Raw genomic sequence first — 20,452 nt, 5'->3', positions numbered from 1 at the left:
AGGAGGACGTCGATGTCCTGCCACCGCTTCTCGTTGGCGGACCCGGGCGCGTTCGTGTGGGCGAGCTCGTCCACCAGCGCCACCTGCGGCCGCCGCGCCACCACGGCGTCGAGGTCGACCTCCTCCAGCACGATCCCGCCGTGCTGCACCACGCGAGGCGGGACCGCTTCGATGCCGGTCGTCAGGGCGGCGGTGGCGGACCGGCCGTGATCCAGCACCACCGCCGAGACCACATCCCGGCCCTGCCCCAGGAGGCGGTGGGCCTCCTCGAGCATCGCGTAGGTCTTCCCCACCCCGGGCGCGGCACCGAGGAACACCAGCAGCCGCCCGCGCCTCACCCCCTCATCCTCCCGCCTCGCGCCCGCTCCGCGCGGTGGTCGAGCGGGGCGCCCCGCGCCCGCCCCCTCGGTGGTTGAGCCGGGCGCTCCGCGCCCGCGCCGAAACGGATCAGCGCCTCAGCGCTCGGGCGACTCCTCCTCGACGACGTACGCCTCCGCCGGCCGCGGGGAGCGGTCGCGCTGAGGCGCCGGCTCGAGCAGCGCGTCCCGCACGATGCGGCGCGGGTCGTACTGCCGCGGGTCGAGCCGCTGCCAGTCGACGTCGTCGAACTCCGGGCCGAGCTCCTCCCGCATCCGCTCCTTCGCGCCGTCGAGTATCCCGCGGGCGACGCGGACCCACTGGCCGAGCTTCGCCGCGTACAGGGGGAGCTTCTCGGGGCCGACGAGGAACAGCGCGACGACCGCGATGACCAGCAGCTTCCCGAGCGAGAGGTCGAACATCGGACGTCCTTCACGGTGGTGGAACGGGCCGTGCCCGGCACGCGGGATGCGCGCCGGGCACGGGGTGGAGCGGAACCGCTCCGGTCGGATCACCGACGGCTCAGGACTTGACCTCCGCCGTGGAGGTGTTCACCGCGCCGTTGACGCCCTTCGGGAAGAAGCCGCCCTTGGTGGCCGCCTTCGGGGTCAGGTAGACGACGTTGAGGACCTGACCGGGCGTACGGCTGTACGCGATGCTCGAGCGGTTCGCCGGGACGATGTTCGCGTCCCTGCCGTTCCAGGTCGTGATGTGCTGGTCGTCGTCCGACTTGCCGTCGAGCGAGTCGCGGGCGTCCGAGATCGCGTTCGCGGCGTGCTGGGCGGCGTGACCCATCTCGTACAGCGACGAGCGGATCGTCGCCGCGTGGTAGGCCTCGACCGCGAGGATGCCGGCGGCGGCCTCGAGGTAGGTCTTGTTCGAGATCAGGGGAGCCGCGCCCTTGTACGCGGTGACGCCCACGTCCTCGAACACGAAGGCGCCGAGCAGGAAGTTCGTCTCGTTCGCGTACGGGTCGAAGTCCTTGCCGAGGCCGGCGGCCTGGGCTGCGGCCTTGAACGCGGCGTCGAGCGAGATGGCCGGGCGGGCCACCGCGGCGCTGCCGAGCGCGGAGCGGAGGAACGCGACGTGGTTGTACTCGTCGCCCGCGATCTCCTTGGCGTAGGAGGCGAGACGGCGGCTCTTGAAGTGCACCTTGCGGCCGCCGGTCACGCCACCGCGCGTGCCCTTGCCCGTGGTCAGCTTCTCCGGCAGGCCCGTGCCGTAGACGGCGCGGTGGTAGAACTCCGCCTCGAGGTACTCGAGGTTCAGCGCGAAGTTGAGGACGGCTCCGTCGCTCACGCCGTTGGACGCGGTCGCCGCGTTCGCCGCCGCACCGGGGCCGGCCACCATGGCCGCTGCGGCACCCGCACCGGCCAGGCCGGTCAGGGTGAGGAGTCGGCGGCGGTCCACCGGGGTCTCGCTCGAGCGGGCGATCGCGCCGCTGATGAACTGCTTGTCGAACACTGTGTTGCTCTCCTGCTCGATCTGGATCGCAGGCCCGGACTCCGTGGGATGGCGGGCCTGTCGCACCGGTCGGTGCGCCCGGCGGCGGTCACGCGCCGTCGTCGAGATGAAGAGGATTCGCGCCGCTTCTCGGATCGGATGGGTCCGGATCGGTCTCCTCCACGCCGGATTCACGATCCGGCCGCGGAATCGGGCCGATCAGCGCTTTCGGGCCTCGGCGGACCGGTACGCGGCGATCAGGGAGTCGACGTCGCCGTGCCACGGGGCGCCGTGACCGGGGACGATCCAGTCGACGTCGAGCCCGCGGAGGAGCTCGAGCGACGCGGAGGACGCGGCCTGGTCGTCGGTGAACGGCGCCGGCTGCGGACCGAGGCGTCCCGTCAGCACGTTCCGGGTCGTGAGCTCGTCCCCGACGAAGACGGCGCGCACGCCGGGCACGTGGACGGCGACGCTGCCGGGGGAGTGACCGGGCATCGGGATGACGCGCGGAGCGCCCGGGAGGTCGAGCACCTGCTCACCCGCCACCGGCTGCACCTCGGTCAGCGGCGGGATGCGCGCGATGCCCTTGCGTGCGGCGTGCAGGAGGAACCCGAGCATCGGGACCAGCCGCTTCGGATCGGACGGTGTGGCCGGGGGCTTCGCACCCTTCGCCCGCTCGGCGTCGGCCGCACCGACGAAGACCGGGACGTCCAGCTCGCGGCGGAGGCGCTCGGCGAAGCCGACGTGGTCGGCGTCGCCGTGCGTGAGGACGATCCCTCGGATGTCGGTGACCGGGCGCCCGATCACCGCGAGCTCCCGGAGGAGGTCGCGGTGGTACCCGGGCAGGGCGGCGTCGATGAGGGTGAGCCCCGCATCGGCGACGATGAGATGGGCGGCGACGATGTCGTCGCCGATGCGGTGGAGGCCGGGGGCGAGCTGCATGATGGCTAAGATAATTAGCCATCAGGGCCGAGTCAATCAGGAGGTGGACCGTGCCGACGCCGGCGAGGACGGACCGGGACGCGATCGTCGCGGCGGCGTGCGCGCTGCTCGAGGAGGGCGGCACGGACGCGGTGACCATGCAGGCCGTCGCCGAGCGCGTCGGGGTGCGTTCGCCCTCCCTCTACAAGCACGTCGCGAACCGGCGGGCGCTGCTCGACCTGGTCGTGGGGGCCGCCGTCGCCGACCTGGATGCGCGGTCCGGCGCGGCTCGGGGGCCTGAGGACGCGCGTCGGTCGATCACCGCGCAGGTCGAGGGGCTCCGCCGCTTCGCGCGCGAGCGGCCGCGCGCCTGGGCGCTCGTGATGGGCATCGCGCCGGACGGCCCGCAGCCGACGACCGAGTCCGCGGAGGCGAGCGTCCGGTCGCTGCTCGAGGCCGTCGCCGAGCTGACCGGACCCGAGCACGCCCTGGACGGCGCGCGCCTCGTCGTCGCCTGGGCGAACGGCTTCATCGCCATGGAGCTCGCGGGGGCGCACCGGCTCGGCGGCGATCTCGACGGGGCGTGGCGCTGGGGGCTCGATCGGATGGTCGACGCGCTCGGGAGCGACCGGGCCGCCGGCTGACGGCCGCCCCGCTCAGAGCCAGCGCCGCAGCTGTGCCCGCTCCTGCCGTCGGCGGTCGTTCTGCCGCTCGATCCGGTCGGCCAGCCGCGGCCAGCGGTCCTGCACCGCCTGCTGCCGGACCAGCTGGTCGAGCCGCTGGTAGTAGCGGGCGGGGCTCATCCCGAGCCGGTGGAGGATCGCGTCGTTCTTGAGGCCGGTGCGGCGAGGGTGGGTGTCCTCGAACTCGAGCAGCCGGATGTCTGCGTGGGTCAGCATGTTCGTCATTGTGTTCGACCCCTCCGACAGTGGTTCGCGGCGTGTCGGCTGGACTTCTCGTCGTGACTCGCCGTGTGACCCGGCGCGTCGTCCCTCGTCTCGACATCGGTCGTCTCGAGCGGCGCGAGGAGGTGGTCATCGAACCCCTGTTCGACCTCCGGGCTCGACGGGACGCAGCCGCGCCGCCGCGACGCGCGCCACCGCCGCGGTCGTCTCGTCGAGCAGCGCCGAGCGCAGGTTCCACCGCTTCCACCAGAGGACGACGTCCGCGTGCCGCCCGGGCGCGAGCTCGAGCAGTCGCCCGGCGCCGATCGCGTCGAGCGCCTGGGACTCGGGCAGCAGTCCCCAACCGAGCCCGAGCTCGACCGCCCGCGCGAAATCGGCCGAGGAGGGCACGAAGTGGCGCGGCGACCGCGGATCGTGGCCGAGCACGCGGCGCAGGAAGCCCTGCTGCAGGCCGTCCGCCCGGTCGAAGTCGACGAGCGGCAGCCGGTCCAGCCGCTCGAGCACGTCCCGCTCGCTCCCGAGGCCGTCGAGGTGTCGGTCCGCGAAGCCGGGCGCGGCGACGGCCAGGTAGCGGTCGACGCCGAGGGGCGTGGAGGAGCAGCCCTGCACGGGACGGCCCTCCGCGGTGACCGCGGCGACGACGGTCCCGTCGCGGAGCAGTGCGGCCGTGCGGTCCTGGTCCTCGCGGTGGAGGTCGAAGACGACGTCCGCGCGCCGGCGCACCTCCACGAGGGCGTCGAGGAACCACGTCGCGAGCGAGTCCGCGTTCACCGCCAGCGCGAGCGACGGCACGGCTGCGGCGCCGCCGTCGAGCTCGCGAGCGGCCTCCCCGTCGAGCAGCCGCACCTGCCGGGCGAGACGGAGCACGACCTCGCCCGGCGCCGTCGGACGGATCGGCGCGGATCGCTGCAGCAGCACGCGGCCGGCGGCCTGCTCCATCGCCTTGACGCGCTGCGAGACGGCGGACGGCGTGATCGCGAGGGTGCGGGCCGCCGCCTCGAACGAGCCTTCGTCCACGGCGGCGAGGAGCGTCTCGAGCTGGTCCTGAGTGAAGCGGGACATGAGCCGAGCTTATGCAAGGTCAGGAACCGTAGCTGGACTGTTCTTCCTCCGATGCTTAGCGTCGCAGCGTGCACCTCCTCGCCGTCGTCGCCGGCTTCGCGACGGGCCTCGGGCTCATCGTCGCGATCGGCGCGCAGAACGCCCACCTGCTGCGGATGAGCGTCCAGGCCTCGCGCCGGACGCTCGCCGCAGCGGTCGCCATCTGCGCCGGTTCGGACGCCGTGCTCATCGTCGCCGGCGTGCTCGGGATCGGCGTGGTCGTGGAGCGGTTCCCCGTCGCGCTGCTCGTGGCGCGCATCGTCGGCGCCGCGTTCCTCATCATCTACGGCGTCTTCGCGGCCCGGCGGGCGATCCGCCCCTCCGGTGCCGGTCTCGTCGCGGAGCCGGAGTCGGCGCCCGAACCCGCGGCGGGCCGCCAGCGACCGTCGGGTCGGGGGGCGGTGCTCGAGGCCGCACCCCGCGCGGCGGCGCCGGCGCGCACCGCGCTGCTCGTCATGGTCGCGTTCACCTGGGCGAACCCGCACGTGTACCTCGACACCCTGCTGTTCCTCGGGTCGGTCGCGAACCAGCAGGGCCCCGCGCTCCGCTGGTGGTGGGTGGCCGGGGCGGTCGCCGCGAGCTGCGTCTGGTTCTCCGCGATCGGGTTCGGCGGCCGGCTCCTGAAGCCCGTCCTGTCGAGGCCGACGGTCTGGCGCGCGCTCGACGGCGGCATCGCGGTGCTCATGGTCGCGCTCGGAGCGGGGCTGCTCCTCGGCCTGTGAGCCCCCGGGACGCGGCGGCCCCGGGCCGCCCGTTGCCGGTGTCCGCGGCAGCGGCTAGCGTGGCGGCCGTGCGCGTGACCCTCCGGTGTCGTCTGGGCTGAACCGCCCGTCTCGCGCGCCGTCGCGGGTCCCGCCGACGAAGAGAGAGTCCTCGATGCGCATCGCATCCACCGTGCTCGACCTGATCGGGCACACGCCCCTCGTCCGCCTCAATCACGTCACCGCGGGCCTCGCCGCGCAGGTGGTGGCGAAGGTCGAGTACGTGAACCCCGGCGGCTCCGTGAAGGACCGCATCGCCGTCCGCATCATCGACGCCGCCGAGGCGAGCGGCGACCTGCGGCCGGGCGGCACGATCGTCGAGCCGACGAGCGGCAACACCGGCGTCGGCCTCGCGCTCGTGGCGCAGCAGCGCGGGTACCGCTGCATCTTCGTCGTGCCGGACAAGGTCGGCGAGGACAAGCGCGCTGTGCTCCGCGCCTACGGCGCGGAGGTCGTCGTGACGCCGACGGCGGTCGCGCCGGACGACCCGCGCTCCTACTACTCCGTCTCGGACCGGATCGTCCGGGAGACGCCGGGGGCCTTCAAGCCGAACCAGTACGCGAACCCGAACGGCCCGGCGAGCCACTACGCCTCCACGGGCCCGGAGATCTGGGAGGCGACGGACGGCCGCCTCACCCACTTCGTGACCGGGGTCGGCACCGGCGGCACCATCTCCGGGACCGGCCGCTACCTGAAGGACGCGTCGAAGGGCGCGGTCCGCGTCATCGGGGCCGACCCCGAGGGGTCCGTGTACTCCGGCGGCACCGGGCGGCCGTACCTCGTGGAGGGCGTCGGCGAGGACTTCTGGCCGGGCGCCTACGACCCGACGGTGGTGGACGAGGTCGAGGCGGTGTCCGACGCCGAGTCCTTCGCGATGACCCTGCGGCTCGCCCGCGAGGAGGGGCTGCTCGTCGGCGGCTCGAGCGGCATGGCCGTCGTCGCGGCGCTGCGCGTCGCCGAGCGGCTCGGCCCGGACGACCTCGTGGTCGTGCTGCTGCCCGACGGCGGCCGAGGCTACCTCGGCAAGATCTTCAACGACGACTGGATGGCCTCCTACGGCTTCGGGCCGGTCGTGCAGGGCGTCACGGTGGCGGACCTGCTCGCCGCGAAGCGCTCGTCGGACGCCCCCGACCTGCTCGCGGTGGGCCCGGAGGACCGCGTCGCGGACGCCATCGGCGTCGTGCGCCGACACGGCGTCTCCCAGCTGCTCGTCCTCGGCGCGGAGCAGCCGGTGGTGATGGGGGAGGTGATCGGCACGGTCGACGAGCGACGCCTCGTCGACCACGCGTTCTCCGCGGCGGGCGACCTCCACGACCCCGTCGGGCCGCTCGTTGGGCCGCCCCCGCCGCTGATCGGGGCGCACGAGTCGCTCGCGACGGCGCGCACCGCGCTCGCGTCGAGCGACGCCCTCCTCGTCACCGCCGGCGGCAAGCCCGTCGGCGTCCTCACCCGATCCGACCTCCTGGCGTACGTCAGCGAGGCACCGCAAGGAGCAGCGCACCGATGACCGACGGCTTCGCCACACGAGCGATCCACGCCGGGCAGACGCCCGACCCCGTGACCGGCTCGATCGTGCCCCCCATCCACCAGACGTCGACGTTCCTGCAGGACGGCGTCGGGAACCTGCGGGAGGGGTACGAGTACGGTCGCAGCGGCAACCCGACGCGGACCGCGCTCGAGGTGCAGGTCGCCGCGCTCGAGCTCGGCGCCCACGCCTCCGCCTTCGCGTCCGGGCTCGCCGCCGAGGACGCGCTCCTGCGCGCCGTGCTCGCGCCGGGGGACCGGGTCGTGCTCGGCGACGACGCCTACGGCGGCACCCACCGCCTCCTCGCGCGCATCCACGTGCCGGCCGGGATCGTGCTCGACACCGTCGACCTCACCGACGAGGCCGCCGTGACGGAGGCGTTCTCGACGCCGGTGCAGCTGCTCTGGCTCGAGACGCCGACGAACCCGCTGATGAAGATCGTCGACATCGAGGCGCTGGCCGCCCGGGCGCACGCCGCCGGCGCGACGGTCGTCGTCGACAACACCTTCGCCTCGCCCGCGCTGCAGCAGCCGCTGACGCTCGGCGCCGACGTCGTCGTGCACTCCGCGACGAAGTACCTCGGCGGGCACTCCGACGTGATCGGCGGCGTCGTCGTCACCTCGGACGACCGGATCGCGGAGCAGGTCGCGTTCCTCCAGTTCGCCGCCGGCGCGGTGCTCGCGCCGATGGAGGCGTTCCTCCTCACCCGCGGCATCAAGACCCTCGCGGTGCGGATGCGGCAGCACTCGGCGAACGCGACCGCGATCGCGGAGCAGCTGCTCGCGCACCCGTCGATCGAGCGCGTCTTCTACCCGGGGCTGCCGGACCACCCCGGGCACGAGGTCGCCGCGCGGCAGATGCGCGGCTTCGGCGGCATGGTCTCGGTCGCCGTGCGCGGCGGCCGGGCGGAGGCGCTGCGGCTCGCGGAGGGCACCCGCCTGTTCTCCCTCGCGGAGTCGCTCGGCGGGGTCGAGTCGCTGATCGGGCACCCCGACTCGATGACGCACGCGTCCGTCCGCGGCACGCCGCTCGCGGTCCCGGAGAACGTGGTGCGCTTCTCGGTCGGCATCGAGGAGCTCGACGACCTCCAGGCCGACATCGCGGAGGCGCTCGACCGCATCTGACCCGCCACCCCCGACCTGGGGATCGGCGGGTCGTGCACCGGCGGCCCGGCGCGGCGCCCGGCGTCGCCGCCGTCGCGACCATCGGGGCGTGCGAGCAGTGGACGACCTCCGACGACCCCGACGACGGCGGATCCGCCGCCCGATCCGGACCGCGGTCGCCGTCGTCCTGCTCGCCCTCGCCGCCGGCGCGGTCGCCGCGCCCGCCGCGCAGGCGGCGCCCGCGCGGGTGTGGGTGCAGCAGACGGACCCGCTCTCGACCGACCCGGTCCGGCTGCAGGTCGCCGCCGTCGACACCAACGGCTACGCCGCCCCGTTCACCGGGACCGTCGCGCTCGTGGTGGGCCGGACGCGCTCCTCGGTGGCGGTGCGCAGCGCGGAGGGCCAGGAGGACGTCGCGATCCCGACGACGTCGCTCACGGCGGGCTCCGCCAGCCTCGTCGCGACGCTGCGGTCCGGCGGCCGGACGATCACGACCACCGTGCGGGGTTTCGTCGACGTCCTCCCCGCGGTCGTGATCCGCGGGTTCGGCTGCGGCGTGGTCTCGCCGACGCAGCCGCGCATCGCGTGGCAGGTCGTGAGCGTGAACGGGCGGTCCTACCAGTACCCGGCGTGGACGCCGGCGTCGAACGCGTTCCCCGCCTACGTGCACACCGTCCATCCGACGGTCATCACCGACTCGAGCGGGCGCCCGATCCGGACGAAGGGCGCCGTCGTCGTCACGAAGGGCTCGAAGGTCGTCGGCCGGGTCGCCCTGCCGAGCGCGAACCGGCGGCTCCTCTTCTCCGTGCCATGGCCGGGCGCCCGTGTGCCGGGCTCGTACACCGCGACCCTGACGCTGACCGACGCCGTCGGCCGCACCACGACCGCGTCGCAGCCCGTCACGGTCGCGACGAGCTCCGCGGGTCTCTGCTCCTGACGCCCGCTCCTGACGCCCGCTCCTGACGCACGCGCGGCGACCGGTCGGGACGTCCTTACGCTGGACCCGTGACACCGGCAGAGGGAGTGCGGCCGCAGGCCGCTGCTGCGGCCCTGTCCGACGACGAGGTGCTCGGCCTCCGCGCGGACTTCCCGATCCTGGCCGACGAGCGCCTCGTCTACCTCGACTCCGGGGCCACCAGCCAGAAGCCGTTCGCCGTGCTCGACGCGGAGCGCGCGTACCTGGAGCACGAGAACGCGGCGGTGCACCGCGGCGCGCACTCGCTGGCCGCGGAGGCGACCGAGCGGTTCGAGGACGCGCGCGCGACCGTCGCGGCGTTCGTCGGCGCGGAGGAGGAGGAGCTCGTCTGGACCGAGAACGCGACCGCCGCGCTGAACACGGTCGCGTACGGCATCGGCAACGCCTCCGCCGGGCGCGGGGGACCGGAGGCGGACCGCTTCCGCCTCCGCGCGGGCGACGAGCTCGTCGTCACGGAGCTCGAGCACCACGCGAACCTCATCCCCTGGCAGGAGCTGGCCGCCCGCACGGGCGCGACCCTCCGGTTCATCCCGGTCGACGACGCCGGTGCGCTCGACCTGGCGGAGGCCGCCCGGATCATCGGGCCGGCGACGCGGCTCGTCGCGTTCAGCCACGTCTCGAACGTGCTCGGCGGGATGAGCCCGGTCGACGACCTCGTGGCGCTGGCGCAGGGTGTCGGCGCGCTCACCGTGCTCGACGCGTGCCAGTCGGTGCCGCACCTCCCCGTCGACGTGCAGGCCCTCGGCGTCGACTTCGCCGCGTTCTCCGGCCACAAGATGCTCGGCCCCACCGGCATCGGCGCGCTCTACGGCCGCCGCGAGCTGCTGGACGCGCTGCCGCCGTTCCTCACGGGCGGGTCGATGATCACGACCGTGACGATGGAGCGGGCCGAGTACCTGCCGGCGCCGCAGCGCTTCGAGGCCGGGACGCAGCCCGTCGCGCAGGCGATCGGCCTCGCCGCCGCGGCGCGCTACCTCGACGCGATCGGCATGGCGCGGATCGCCGCGCACGAGGCCGAGCTCGGCGCGCGCCTCGCGGAGGGCGTCGCCGCGATCGACGGCGTCCGCCTCCTCGGCCCGGCGCCGGGGGAGCCGCGAGTCGGCCTGGCGAGCTTCGCCGTCGACGGCGTCCACGCGCACGACGTCGGGCAGTTCCTCGACGACCGCGGCATCGCCGTCCGCGTCGGCCATCACTGCGCGCAGCCCCTGCACCGCCGTCTCGGGATCACCGCCTCCACCCGGGCCAGCACCGCCGTGTACACCACGCGGCAGGAGGTCGACCTGCTGCTCGACGGCCTCCGCGACGCGGTGACGTTCTTCGGGGTGCGGTCGTGAGCGCCGGGCTCGGCGGGCTCTACCAGGACGTCATCCTCGACCTCGCCCGGCACCCGCACGCGAAGGGGCTGGAGGACGGCGCCGCGTCGTCGTCGCACCAGGTGAACCCCACCTGCGGGGACGAGGTGACGCTGCAGCTGCACGTCGAGGGCGGCCGCATCGACCGGATCCGCTGGGAGGGCGACGGGTGCGCGATCTCGCAGTCCTCCGCGTCGATCCTCGCCGACCTCGCCCCCGGCCTCTCGGGGCCGGAGCTGCAGGAGCGGATCGACGCCTTCCGCGTCGCCATGCGCTCGAAGGGCCGCATCGAGCCGGACGAGGAGCTGCTCGGCGACGCGGTGGTGCTCGGCGGGGTCTCCCGCTACACGGCCCGCGTGAAGTGCGCGATGCTCGCGTGGGTGGCCGCGGAGGACGCCCTCCGCAAGCTCTGACCCTCCCGCACCCTCCGTTTCGTAGGACGCCGCGTCCTACGAAACGACGAGCGTGAGGCCGAGCGCCCCCGCGGCGACCGACAGGACGAGCACGCCGAGGCCGTACAGGAGCGACGCCGCCCAGCGACGCTGCTGGATCAGCCGGACCGTCTCGACGCTCGCGGTGCTGAAGGTCGTGTAGCCGCCGAGCAGGCCGATGCCGAGCACGGTCAGCACGGCCTCCGGCAGCCCGCGCGTGAGGAGACCGGTCAGCACGCCGAGCAGCAGCGACCCGGACACGTTGATGATCGCGGTGCCCCAGGGCAGGCGCGCGCCGAGGCGTTCGCGCAGGAGGCCGTCGAGGACGAAGCGGAGCGCCGCGCCCGCCCCGCCGGCGACGGACAGCAGCACGAACAGGCCCGGGGTCACGAGCGGCTCCCCACGAGCACGCCGGTCCACGCCGCGACCGCGCCGAGCACCACCGAGCCGACGGCGTAGCCGAGCGCGACGCCGGTCGCGCCGGCGCGCAGCAGCTCGGCCGTCGCGACGGCGAGGGTGCTGAAGGTCGTGAAGCCGCCGCAGAAGCCCGTGCCGACGGCGAGCCGGACGAGTCGCCGCCGTCCCTCGTCGGGTCCGCGGCGCACGAGCGCCTCGAGCAGCGCCCCGAGCACGAACGCGCCGACCACGTTGATGAGCAGGATCGCGAGCGGCACCCGGCCGAGCGGCGGGACCACGAGGGCCAGCCCTTCGCGCGCCGCGGTGCCGACGGCGCCGCCGGCCGCGACGACGGCGATCAGGGCGGGGCGCGGTCGCGGCGCGCGCGGGGCAGGGGCGGTCATGGCGGCTCCGACGTCGGTGGAGGACGGCAGGGGCCATCAGCGTCTCCGCGGTTCCGGCCGTGGCCGAGGCGAGCTCCATCGCCGCGGCCAGGGTAGCGGCGGCACGGCTCCATCGCCGCTGGCAGGATCGTCGCGTGGCGGGCATCGAGGTCGTGGAGGCGTCGATCGCGGACCTGCGCCGTGCGCTGGAGCGCGGCGACACGACCGCGGTGGGGCTCGTGGAGGCGCACCTCGCGCGGATCGACGCCTACGACCCCGTGCTGAACGCGGTCCCCGTCCGGAACCCGGCGGCGCTCGACGAGGCGCGCGCCGCGGACGAGCGCAGGAACGCCGGCCGGGTCCTCGGTCCGCTCGACGGCATCCCCTACACGGCGAAGGAGAGCTACGCCGTCCGCGGCCTCACGGTCGCGGCCGGATCGCCGGCGTTCGAGCACCTCGTCGCGCAGCGCGACGCCTTCACGATCGAGCGCCTGCGCGCGGGCGGGGCGATCTGCCTCGGGCTCACGACCATGCCGCCGATGGCGAACGGCGGCATGCAGCGGGGGCTGCACGGCCGCGCCGAGAGCCCGTACGACCCCGGCTTCCTCACCGCGGCGTTCGCGTCCGGCTCCTCGAACGGGTCCGGCACCGCGACGGCCGCGAGCTTCGCCGCGTTCGGGCTGGGGGAGGAGACCTGGTCGTCGGGCCGCGCGCCCGCGACGAACAACGGCCTCGTCGCGTACACCCCGTCGCGGGGCGTGATCTCGATCCGCGGCAACTGGCCGCTCGTGCCGACGATGGACGTCGTCGTCCCGCACACCCGCAGCGTCGCGGATCTGCTCGAGGTGCTCGACCTGATCGTCGCGCCGGACGCCGAGACCGACGGCGACTTCTGGCGCGAGCAGCCCTGGGTCGCGCTCCCGCCGGTGGAGCAGCAGCGGCCGGCGTCCTACCGCGCGCTCGCCGGCTCGCTGGCCGGACTCCGCCTCGGCGTCCCGACGATGTACATCGGCGGCGACCCGGACATCCCCGTCCGCCCGTCCGTGCTCGAGCGCTGGCGCCGGACGCGGGAGCTGCTGGAGGCGCGAGGCGCGGAGGTCGTCGAGCTGGAGCTCGACGTCGTCCCCGTGTACGAGCAGGGCGTCCGCGGCGGTCAGCAGGGGCTCGTCGACCGCGGGCTCGTTCCTCCGGACTACCTCGACCGCGAGCTGTGGGACCTGTCGATCCGCAGCTGGGACCTGTTCCTGCGCCGGAACGGCGATCCCGCGCTCCACCGGCTCGCGGACGTCGACGGCCCGCGGATCTTCCCGCACCCGGCGGGCGCCCTGCCCGACCGCTACGGCGACGCGGACCTCGACCTCGCCGAGTACGTCGAGCGGGCGAAGCGGGGCGTGCCCGACCTGCTCGAGATCCCGGCGATCCCGGACGGCGTCCGCGGGCTCGAGCGCGCCCGCGAGGAGCTCTTCGAGGCGCAACTCGACGCCCGCGGCCTCGATGCGGTGGTGTTCCCGGCCGTCGCCGACGTCGGCCCGGCGGATGCCGACACGAACCCCGCGTCCGCCGATCTCGCATGGCGGAACGGCACCTGGGTCGCGAACGGCAACCTCGTGATCCGGCACCTCGGCATCCCGACCGTGACCGTGCCGATGGGGCTGATGGCCGACATCGGCATGCCGATCGGGCTCACGATCGCGGGCCGCGGGCAGGACGACGTCCGCCTGCTCACGATCGCGGCGGCGATGGAGGCGGAGGGCGTCACCGAGCGTGCGGCCCCGCCCCGCACCCCGCCCCTGCTCTAGGCCTCAGCTCGAGCCGCCGAGGTTCACGGATACGGAGATCCGGCGTGGTTTCGGCACGGGCGCGGGGCGCCCGGCTCGATCACCGTGGGTCTCGCACCTCCGCTGCGTGCAGGTCTACGCCGCGCGGAGGATCCTCGGCTCGAGGTCGATCGGGTCGCGGCGATCGAGGTCGACCCCGACCGCGACGACGAAGCGGGTGATGGCCGCGGTGGCCCGGACGAGGCCGATCGCGGAGGGGAGGATCGGAGTGGACCGATCCGCGGGCTTCGAGGTGCGGCGCTCCGCCGCTGCAGGCTTCTGCTCCTGCGTCGTCGTGTTCATCCCTCGCGACCATATGCGGCGCGGGGGAACGACGGATGAACCGCGCGCGGCGGCCGGGCGAACGCCGGTCAGGCGGTGCGCAGGACCCGGGGCTCGAGATCGATCGGGTCGCTGCGGTCCGCGGCGAGCGCCACGTCGAGGGCGAAGCGGGTGAGGCCGCCGACCGCCCGGAGCAGACCGACGAACGCGGGCAGCGCCGGGGCTGGCTGGTCCGGCGCGACGAGCACGGACTGCTCGAACGCGATCATGGCCTCACGGAGTCGTGCGTCCTCGTTCATCTCCGGGCGACGCTAGAGCGGCGCGGGAAACGCGGGATGAACCGGGCGCGGCATGTCGCGAACCGTGCCAGAACGGATGAAGGCGCTCCCGACGAGGGTCCGCCGGGAGCGCCCTGGTCCGTGGACCGGTCGAGCGATCAGTCGCGCGGGACGTCGCCCCGCCAGGCGCCCTGCTCGTGGCCCGTCTTCTCGATGAACTCCTTGAAGTGCTCGAGGTCCTTCTTCACGCTGCGCTCGTCGAAGCCGAGCAGGTCGCCCGCCTTCTCCACGACGCCCTCGGGCTTCCAGTCGATCTGCACGGCGACCCGTGAGGTCGCGTCGGACAGCTTGTGGAACGTGACGACGCCGGCGTTCGTGGTGCCGTCGATGCTCTTCCAGGCGATGCGCTCGTCCGGGTGCTGCTCGGTGATCTCGGCGTCGAACTCGCGCTCGATCCCGCCGATCTTCACCTTCCAGTGGTTGTGGGTGTCGTCGACCTGCTCGATCGACTCCACGAAGCTCAGGAACTCGGGGAACGACTCGAACTGCGTCCACTGGTTGTACGCGGTGCCGACCGGGACGTCGACGTCGATGGTCTCGATGACCTGTGCCATGGATCTCTCCTCTATTGCGAGAGTCCGACCGTAGGAAGCGAGTCTGGGCGGTCGTGGTGAGCCGGCTGGACGCCGCCGATCAGGATCCGGCGGCTCAGCCGACGGGGGCGCCGCGCGGCCGCAGGTCCCGGCCCGCCTCGATCGCGTCGGCGGCGCGCACGAGGGCGAGGTGCGAGAGCGCCTGCGGGGTGTTGCCCGCCTGCCGACCCGCGTGCACGTCGTACTCCTCGCTCAGCAGCCCGACGTCGTTCGCGAGCGCGAGGAGGCGGTCCATCAGCGCGACCGCGTCGTCGTGCCGGCCGCTGACCGCGTACTGCTCGACGAGCCAGAAGCTGCAGGCGAGGAACGGGTTCTCCCCGGGCTCCAGGCCGTCGTCGGCGGCCTGCGTCCGGTACCGCATGACGAGGCCGTCCGGCATGAGGTCCTCCTCGATCGCCTTCACGGTGCCGAGCATGCGGGGGTCGGTCGCCTTCACGTATCCGACCTGCGGGAGGATCAGGAGCGACGCGTCGACCTCCTTCGAGTCGTACGACTGCGTGTACGTGCCGCGGTCCCGGTCGAAGCCGTGCTCCTCGATCTCGGCCTCGATGCGGCTCCGCAGCTCCTGCCAGCGGGCGACCGGGCCGTCGAGCCCGAACCGCTCGTGCGCCTTGATCGCGCTGTCGAACGCCGCCCAGACCATCACCCGGGAGTGGGTGAAGAAGCGCTCCGCCCCGCGCATCTCCCAGATGCCGCTGTCCTTGCGCTCCCAGTTCTGCTCCGTGAACGTCATCAGCGCGCGCTGCACCGGCCAGGCGTGCCGGCCGGACTTGATGCCCTTCTCGCGCGCCTCCTGCAGCGCGACCATGACCTCGCCGATCACGTCGGCCTGGTACTGGTCGACGGCGCCGTTGCCGATCCGGACCGGGGAGGCGCCCTCGTACCCGGGGAAGTTCGGCAGCTCGCGCTCCGGCAGGTCCCGCTCGCCCGCGAGGCCGTACATGATCTGCACGTCGGCCGGGTCGCCGGCGATCGCGCGCAGCAGCCACGAGCGCCAGGCCGTCGCCTCCTCCAGATAGCCGTGGTTCATGAGCACCGACAGGGTCAGGGAGGCGTCCCGTAGCCAGGTGTAGCGGTAGTCCCAGTTCCGCGCGCCGCCGAACTGCTCGGGCAGGCTGGTCGTCGCTGCGGCGGCGATGCCGCCGGTGTCCTCGTGCGTCAGCGCGCGGAGGACGATGAGGGAGCGGATGACCTGCTCGTGGTACCGGCCCTGGTGGTCGATCCCGCTCGTCCAGTCCTCCCACCACGCCTGCGTCGACCGCAGGAGCAGGTCGACGTCGAGCGGCGGCGGCGCGTCGCGGTAGGAGGGGTACCAGTTCAGGACGACGTCGACCGTCTCGCCCGCCTGCACGGTGAAGGTGCCGCGGTGGGTCTCGCCGTCGGCCTTGAGCTTCGGTCCGCGCACGACGACCGCGTCCGGTCCCGCCGTCGCGATGATTCCGTGCCCGGCCTCGTCGTGGACCTGCCGCACCCACGGCACGGCGCGGGCGTAGTCGAAGCGGATCCGGAGGTCCTGCCCCAGCTCGACGGAGCCGCTCACGCCGCGAACCCGCCGCACCATGTCCGCCGACCGGTTGCCGTGCGGCATGAAGTCGAGGACCTCCACGACCCCGGTGCCCGTCGTCCACGTCGTGACGAGCATGCACGTGTTGTCGACGTACCGCCGCGTCGAGCTCGCGCCCTCCTCCGTCGGCGCGAGCAGCCAGCGGCCGTGGGTCTCGTCGCCGAGCAGCGCGCCGAACATGCTCCCGGAGTCGTAGCGGGGGAAGCAGAGCCAGTCGATGCTGCCGTCCTTCCCCACGAGCGCCGCCGACTGGCAGTCGCTGATCATCGCGTAGTCCTCGATCGGCAGGGGCATGCGCTCATCCTGGCCGCGCGATCCCGCACGTCACATGGAGGCGTCCTTGCTCACGCTTCTTGCCGCCCGCACGTGCCGCGGGCGGCAAGAAGCGTGAGCAGGATGTCGGCGTCAGGCTGCGGGGACGGTCCCGTCGTAGGCCTCGACATCGGGGTCGCGGTGGAGGCCGCCCGTCATCGCGTACTCCTCCTCCGGCGACAGCACGAGGTTGTGCCGGCCCACGACGGCGAAGAGCAGGAGGCCGATCACGTACACGACGGCGATCGCCGCGATCGCGATGAGGTAGCCGGGCCCGGTGAAGAAGAAGCCGATGAAGATCGCGAGCGCGATCACGCCGGCGATCACGGCGCCCGGTGCGCCGACCGGGCTGCGGTACGGGCGCTCCGCGTTCGGGAAGCGGCGCCGCAGCACGAGGAACGACAGCGCCTGCGACATGTAGGAGATGACCGCGCCCCACACCGCGATGTTCAGGACGACGGCGCCGGCGACGCCGGTCGCGCCGCCCGCGACCTGCACGATCACGAGCGCGACGAAGCCGATGACCGCGCCGACGATCAGCGCGACCCACGGGGTCTGCCGCCCGCCGGTCAGGGAGAGGAAGCGCGGGTAGTAGCCGGCCCGCGACAGCGAGTACATGTTCCGGCCGTAGGCGAACATGATGCCCTGCAGGGAGGCGAGCAGCCCGACCAGGGCGAACAGCGCCAGGAGGCCCGCGAGCCCCTTCGGCACCATCAGGTCGAAGCCGTCGATGAGCGGCTGGCCGGACACGGCGGTGGCCTTCGCGCCGAGCACGCCGGTGTTCACGACGAAGACGGCGATCGCGCAGATCAGCAGGGTGATGAGGCCCCAGAAGCCGGCCTTCGGGATGACCTTCTGCGGCTCGTGCGCCTCCTCCGCCGCGAGCGGCAGCTCCTCGATGCCGAGGAAGAACCACATCGCGAACGGCATGACGAGCAGGATCGGGAGCACGCCGCCCGGCAGGAAGGTCGAGTTCCCCTCGCTCGGGGCGACGTCGAACAGCTTCTCGACCTGGAAGCCGCCGGTCGCGAACGCGACGATCACGAACACGGCGAGGATCGCGATCGAGAGGATCGACACGACGATCGCGAGCCGGAAGCCGATCGCGGCGCCGAGGATGTTTACGCCGAGGAACACGAGGTACAGCACGGCCCACCAGACCGGCTGCGGGAAGCTCGCCCCGGTCAGGTCCTGCAGCGCCAGGTCCGCGTACTGCCCGGCGAAGAACACGACGACCGCAGTCGTCATGACGTACTCGATGGACTCCGCGAGGCCCGTGACGAAGCCGCCCCACGGGCCGAGCGCGGCCCGGGCGAACGAGTACGCGCCGCCGGTGTGCGGCATCGCCGCCGACATCTCCCCGATGGAGAACAGCAGGCAGAAGTACATGACGATGACGATCGCCGTCGCGATCGCCATGCCGCCGAAGCCGGCGCTCGCCGTGCCGAAGTTCCAGCCGGAGAACTCGCCGGAGATCACCGCCGCGACCCCGAGCCCCCAGATGCCCCAGAAGCCGGCCGAGCGCTTCAGCTGCCGCTTCTCGAAGTACCCCTCGTCGGGGGCCCGATAGGTGACGGAGGATGGGCGGGAGGTGGACGACATGGCGCTCCTCGGCTCGGCGTTTCGGGGAGCGTAGCGACGCGGAAGGTCGCGCCGTCGACCTTTGGTGTTACGCCGCGGTAAAACCTTCACGCGCCATACTGGGCAACGGCCTGCCGACCGACCTTTGGAGGATGCGATGCCCAAGACCGGCAACCTGGGGCTGGAGGAGCTCGCCGCCGACGTCGCATCGGGGGCGACCGACACGGTGATCGTCGCGTTCGCGGACATGCAGGGGCGCCTCGTCGGCAAGCGGGTCGCCGCGCGCCTGTTCCTGGAGGACGTCGCACACCACGGCGCGGAGGCCTGCAACTACCTCCTCGCGGTCGACATGGACATGAACACGGTCGACGGCTACGCGATCTCCTCGTGGGAGCGCGGCTACGGCGACATGGTGCTGCGGCCGGACCTCGAGACCCTCCGGCGCACGCCGTGGCTGCCGGGCACCGCGCTCGTGATGGCCGACCTCGAGCTGGTGCCGGGCCCCGACGAGGACCACGGGGCCGCGGTCTCCGTGTCCCCGCGGCGGATCCTGCAGCGGCAGATCGAGCGGCTCGCGGCGCTCGGCCTCGAGCCCTTCGTCGGCACGGAGCTCGAGTTCATCGTGTTCGAGGACACCTACCGTCAGGCGTGGGCGAAGCGCTACCAGGGGCTCACGCCGGCCTCCGACTACAACATCGACTACGCGCTGCTCGCGTCCACCCGCATGGAGCCGCTGCTCCGGGACATCCGCCTGGCGATGGACGGCGCGGGGATGTACTGCGAGGGCGTGAAGGGGGAGTGCAACCTCGGCCAGCAGGAGATCGCGTTCCGCTACGCGCACGCGCTCGCCACCTGCGACAACCATGTGCTCTACAAGAACGGGGCGAAGGAGATCGCGGACGCGCACGGCAAGGCGCTCACGTTCATGGCGAAGTTCAACGAGCGCGAAGGCAACTCCTGCCACATCCACCTGTCGGTGCGGGGCACCGACGGATCCGCCGCGATGGCGGACGCCGCGCGCCCGAACGGCTTCTCGCCGCTGATGGAGCACTTCCTCGCCGGTCAGCTCGCGCACCTCCGCGAGCTCACCCTGCTCTTCGCGCCGAACATCAACTCGTACAAGCGGTACCAGGACGGGTCCTTCGCGCCGACAGCGGTGGCCTGGGGCCTCGACAACCGCACCTGCGCGCTCCGCGTCGTGGGCCGCGGGCACGCCCTCCGCTTCGAGAACCGCGCGCCGGGCGGCGACGTGAACCCGTACCTCGCGGTCGCCGCGATGATCGCCGCCGGCATCGACGGGATCGAGCGCGAGCTGCCGCTCGAGGACGCGCACGTCGGCAACGCGTACGAGAGCGACAAGCCGCGCCTGCCGACGACGCTCGACGAGGCGGCCGCGATGTTCGGCGCCTCCGACTTCGTGCGGGACGCGTTCGGGGAGGACGTCGTGGAGCACTACCTGAACACCGCCGCCGTCGAGCTCGCCGCGTTCCGCAGCGCGGTCACCGACTGGGAGCGGGTGCGGGGGTTCGAGCGTGGCTAGCGAGTACTCATCGGGGTCCGTGCGGCGCGGTGCGCCCCTGATCGGCGTGACGACCTACCTCGAGCAGGCCGTCCGCGGGGAGTGGGACGAGCGGTTCGGCATGGTGCCGGAGACCTACCTGATCGCGGTGGAGGAGGGCGGCGGCATCCCCGTCATGCTCCCGCCGCAGCCGTTCGACGACGAGGTGGTCGAGCGCGTGCTCGGCGCCGTCGACGGGCTCGTCGTGTCCGGCGGCGCGGACGTCGACCCGGCGCGCTACGGCGCCGAGCGGGGGCCGCACACGGACGCGCCGCGCCACGACCGGGACGGCTGGGAGATCGCGCTCGTGCTCGCGGCGATCGAGCGGGACCTGCCCGTGCTCGCGATCTGCCGCGGCGTGCAGCTGCTCAACGTGGCGCTCGGCGGCACGCTCGTCCAGCACGTGCCCGACGTGCTGCCGGACGGGACGCACGGCGGGACGAGCGGCGGGTTCACCCGCTCGGACGTGAGGATCTCCGGCGGCACGCTGGTCCGGGAGGTGCTCGGCGCGGTCGGCGACCGGCTCTCCGTGCACTGCCACCACCACCAGGTGCTCGACCGCGTCGCCGACGGGCTCGTCGTCGCCGCGCACGCCGCGGACGGCCTCGTGGAGGCGGTCGAGCTGCCCTCCCGCCGCTTCGTCGTCGGCGTGCAGTGGCACCCGGAGCAGGACGAGGCGGACCGCCGCCTCTTCGCCGCCCTCGCGCGGGCCGCCTCGTGAGCCGTCGCACGCCGTTCACGGATACGGAGATC

22 protein-coding genes, 1 pseudogene and 1 riboswitch are annotated in these 20,452 nt (G+C 73.4%); of the genes and pseudogenes, 10 read left to right on the top strand and 13 right to left on the bottom strand.

Annotation, left to right across the window (positions count from 1 at the left end):
- The 4 genes and pseudogenes from CLV52_RS16325 to CLV52_RS16310 form a co-directional block, all read right to left on the bottom strand.
- A pseudogene (locus CLV52_RS16325) lies at window positions 1–338 on the bottom strand (histidine kinase); the annotation flags it as partial.
- Window positions 339–455: 117 nt separating this feature from the next.
- Entirely contained in the window at window positions 456–779 is a 324-nt protein-coding gene (locus CLV52_RS16320) for a twin-arginine translocase TatA/TatE family subunit (protein ID WP_133767399.1), read from the bottom strand.
- A gap of 100 nt (window positions 780–879) precedes the next feature.
- Window positions 880–1,821 carry a ferritin-like domain-containing protein gene (locus CLV52_RS16315; RefSeq protein ID WP_133767398.1) on the bottom strand — a complete coding sequence of 314 codons (942 nt, stop codon included), beginning with the start codon at window positions 1,819–1,821 and terminating at the stop codon, window positions 880–882.
- A 198-nt stretch (window positions 1,822–2,019) separates the two neighbouring features.
- On the bottom strand, window positions 2,020–2,742 hold the full coding sequence (locus tag CLV52_RS16310) for an MBL fold metallo-hydrolase (protein WP_133767397.1): 723 nt from the start codon (window positions 2,740–2,742) through the stop codon (window positions 2,020–2,022).
- 50 nt (window positions 2,743–2,792) lie between these two features.
- Between CLV52_RS16310 and CLV52_RS16305 the strand changes: the two genes are divergently transcribed.
- A complete protein-coding gene (locus tag CLV52_RS16305; protein ID WP_133767396.1) occupies window positions 2,793–3,365 on the top strand; it encodes a TetR/AcrR family transcriptional regulator in 573 nt (190 codons plus the stop codon).
- A 12-nt stretch (window positions 3,366–3,377) separates the two neighbouring features.
- Here the strand turns inward: CLV52_RS16305 and CLV52_RS16300 are convergent, their stop codons facing one another.
- Window positions 3,378–3,620 carry a DUF3263 domain-containing protein gene (locus tag CLV52_RS16300; protein WP_162850899.1) on the bottom strand — a complete coding sequence of 81 codons (243 nt, stop codon included), beginning with the start codon at window positions 3,618–3,620 and terminating at the stop codon, window positions 3,378–3,380.
- 135 nt (window positions 3,621–3,755) lie between these two features.
- Window positions 3,756–4,688, bottom strand: a complete 933-nt coding sequence (locus tag CLV52_RS16295) for a LysR family transcriptional regulator ArgP (protein ID WP_133767394.1) — start codon at window positions 4,686–4,688, stop codon at window positions 3,756–3,758.
- Window positions 4,689–4,756: 68 nt separating this feature from the next.
- Between CLV52_RS16295 and CLV52_RS16290 the strand changes: the two genes are divergently transcribed.
- From CLV52_RS16290 to sufU, 6 genes are all read left to right on the top strand, one after another.
- Entirely contained in the window at window positions 4,757–5,449 is a 693-nt protein-coding gene (locus CLV52_RS16290; RefSeq protein WP_246018185.1) for a LysE/ArgO family amino acid transporter, read from the top strand.
- A 154-nt stretch (window positions 5,450–5,603) separates the two neighbouring features.
- Window positions 5,604–6,995, top strand: a complete 1,392-nt coding sequence (locus CLV52_RS16285; protein ID WP_133767393.1) for a cystathionine beta-synthase — start codon at window positions 5,604–5,606, stop codon at window positions 6,993–6,995.
- Window positions 6,992–8,137: a cystathionine gamma-synthase gene (locus CLV52_RS16280; protein WP_133767392.1), complete on the top strand. Its 1,146-nt coding sequence runs from the start codon at window positions 6,992–6,994 to the stop codon at window positions 8,135–8,137. The genes CLV52_RS16285 and CLV52_RS16280 overlap by 4 nt, the downstream gene beginning before the upstream one ends.
- 88 nt (window positions 8,138–8,225) lie before the next feature.
- Window positions 8,226–9,053, top strand: a complete 828-nt coding sequence (locus CLV52_RS16275) for a hypothetical protein (RefSeq protein WP_133767391.1) — start codon at window positions 8,226–8,228, stop codon at window positions 9,051–9,053.
- A gap of 68 nt (window positions 9,054–9,121) precedes the next feature.
- Window positions 9,122–10,426, top strand: a complete 1,305-nt coding sequence (locus tag CLV52_RS16270) for an aminotransferase class V-fold PLP-dependent enzyme (protein ID WP_425455708.1) — start codon at window positions 9,122–9,124, stop codon at window positions 10,424–10,426.
- Window positions 10,423–10,857: a Fe-S cluster assembly sulfur transfer protein SufU gene (sufU, locus tag CLV52_RS16265; RefSeq protein ID WP_133767390.1), complete on the top strand. Its 435-nt coding sequence runs from the start codon at window positions 10,423–10,425 to the stop codon at window positions 10,855–10,857. Before CLV52_RS16270 ends, sufU begins: the two co-directional genes overlap by 4 nt.
- Window positions 10,858–10,893: 36 nt before the next feature.
- Here sufU and CLV52_RS16260 read toward each other — a convergent pair whose 3' ends face one another.
- Complete coding sequence (locus CLV52_RS16260) at window positions 10,894–11,265, bottom strand: fluoride efflux transporter FluC (protein WP_133767389.1); 372 nt, start codon at window positions 11,263–11,265, stop codon at window positions 10,894–10,896.
- Window positions 11,262–11,675: a fluoride efflux transporter FluC gene (locus CLV52_RS16255; protein ID WP_133767388.1), complete on the bottom strand. Its 414-nt coding sequence runs from the start codon at window positions 11,673–11,675 to the stop codon at window positions 11,262–11,264. Before CLV52_RS16255 ends, CLV52_RS16260 begins: the two co-directional genes overlap by 4 nt.
- Window positions 11,676–11,695: 20 nt before the next feature.
- Window positions 11,696–11,767: riboswitch (Fluoride riboswitch) on the bottom strand.
- A gap of 42 nt (window positions 11,768–11,809) precedes the next feature.
- On the opposite strand from CLV52_RS16255, the gene CLV52_RS16250 reads away from it, so the two are divergent.
- Window positions 11,810–13,453, top strand: coding sequence for an amidase (locus tag CLV52_RS16250; protein ID WP_133767387.1), 1,644 nt, complete (start codon window positions 11,810–11,812; stop codon window positions 13,451–13,453).
- A gap of 114 nt (window positions 13,454–13,567) precedes the next feature.
- Here the strand turns inward: CLV52_RS16250 and CLV52_RS16245 are convergent, their stop codons facing one another.
- From CLV52_RS16245 to CLV52_RS16225, 5 genes are all read right to left on the bottom strand, one after another.
- A complete protein-coding gene (locus CLV52_RS16245; protein ID WP_133767386.1) occupies window positions 13,568–13,774 on the bottom strand; it encodes a hypothetical protein in 207 nt (68 codons plus the stop codon).
- A gap of 68 nt (window positions 13,775–13,842) precedes the next feature.
- The gene (locus tag CLV52_RS16240) at window positions 13,843–14,052 is read right to left on the bottom strand and encodes a hypothetical protein (protein ID WP_133767385.1); all 210 of its coding nucleotides are present in this window, start codon (window positions 14,050–14,052) and stop codon (window positions 13,843–13,845) included.
- A gap of 137 nt (window positions 14,053–14,189) precedes the next feature.
- Complete coding sequence (locus CLV52_RS16235) at window positions 14,190–14,645, bottom strand: SRPBCC family protein (protein WP_133767384.1); 456 nt, start codon at window positions 14,643–14,645, stop codon at window positions 14,190–14,192.
- Between the two features lie 94 nt (window positions 14,646–14,739).
- Window positions 14,740–16,542 carry a glycoside hydrolase family 15 protein gene (locus CLV52_RS16230; protein ID WP_133767383.1) on the bottom strand — a complete coding sequence of 601 codons (1,803 nt, stop codon included), beginning with the start codon at window positions 16,540–16,542 and terminating at the stop codon, window positions 14,740–14,742.
- 111 nt (window positions 16,543–16,653) lie between these two features.
- Complete coding sequence (locus CLV52_RS16225; RefSeq protein WP_133767382.1) at window positions 16,654–18,162, bottom strand: amino acid permease; 1,509 nt, start codon at window positions 18,160–18,162, stop codon at window positions 16,654–16,656.
- Between the two features lie 136 nt (window positions 18,163–18,298).
- Here CLV52_RS16225 and CLV52_RS16220 point away from each other — a divergent pair, with 136 nt between their 5' ends.
- Together CLV52_RS16220 and CLV52_RS16215 are read left to right on the top strand one after the other, a co-directional pair.
- Window positions 18,299–19,681, top strand: coding sequence for a glutamine synthetase family protein (locus CLV52_RS16220; RefSeq protein ID WP_133767381.1), 1,383 nt, complete (start codon window positions 18,299–18,301; stop codon window positions 19,679–19,681).
- The gene (locus tag CLV52_RS16215; protein WP_246018184.1) at window positions 19,674–20,420 is read left to right on the top strand and encodes a gamma-glutamyl-gamma-aminobutyrate hydrolase family protein; all 747 of its coding nucleotides are present in this window, start codon (window positions 19,674–19,676) and stop codon (window positions 20,418–20,420) included. The genes CLV52_RS16220 and CLV52_RS16215 overlap by 8 nt, the downstream gene beginning before the upstream one ends.
- Window positions 20,421–20,452: the final 32 nt, after the last annotated feature.

Origin of the sequence: Amnibacterium kyonggiense (assembly GCF_004364555.1) — a bacterium.
Lineage (GTDB): Bacteria > Actinomycetota > Actinomycetes > Actinomycetales > Microbacteriaceae > Amnibacterium > Amnibacterium kyonggiense.
The sequence above is the reverse complement of the archived record's forward strand: the minus strand, read 5'-3'. Positions and strand labels throughout refer to the sequence as shown.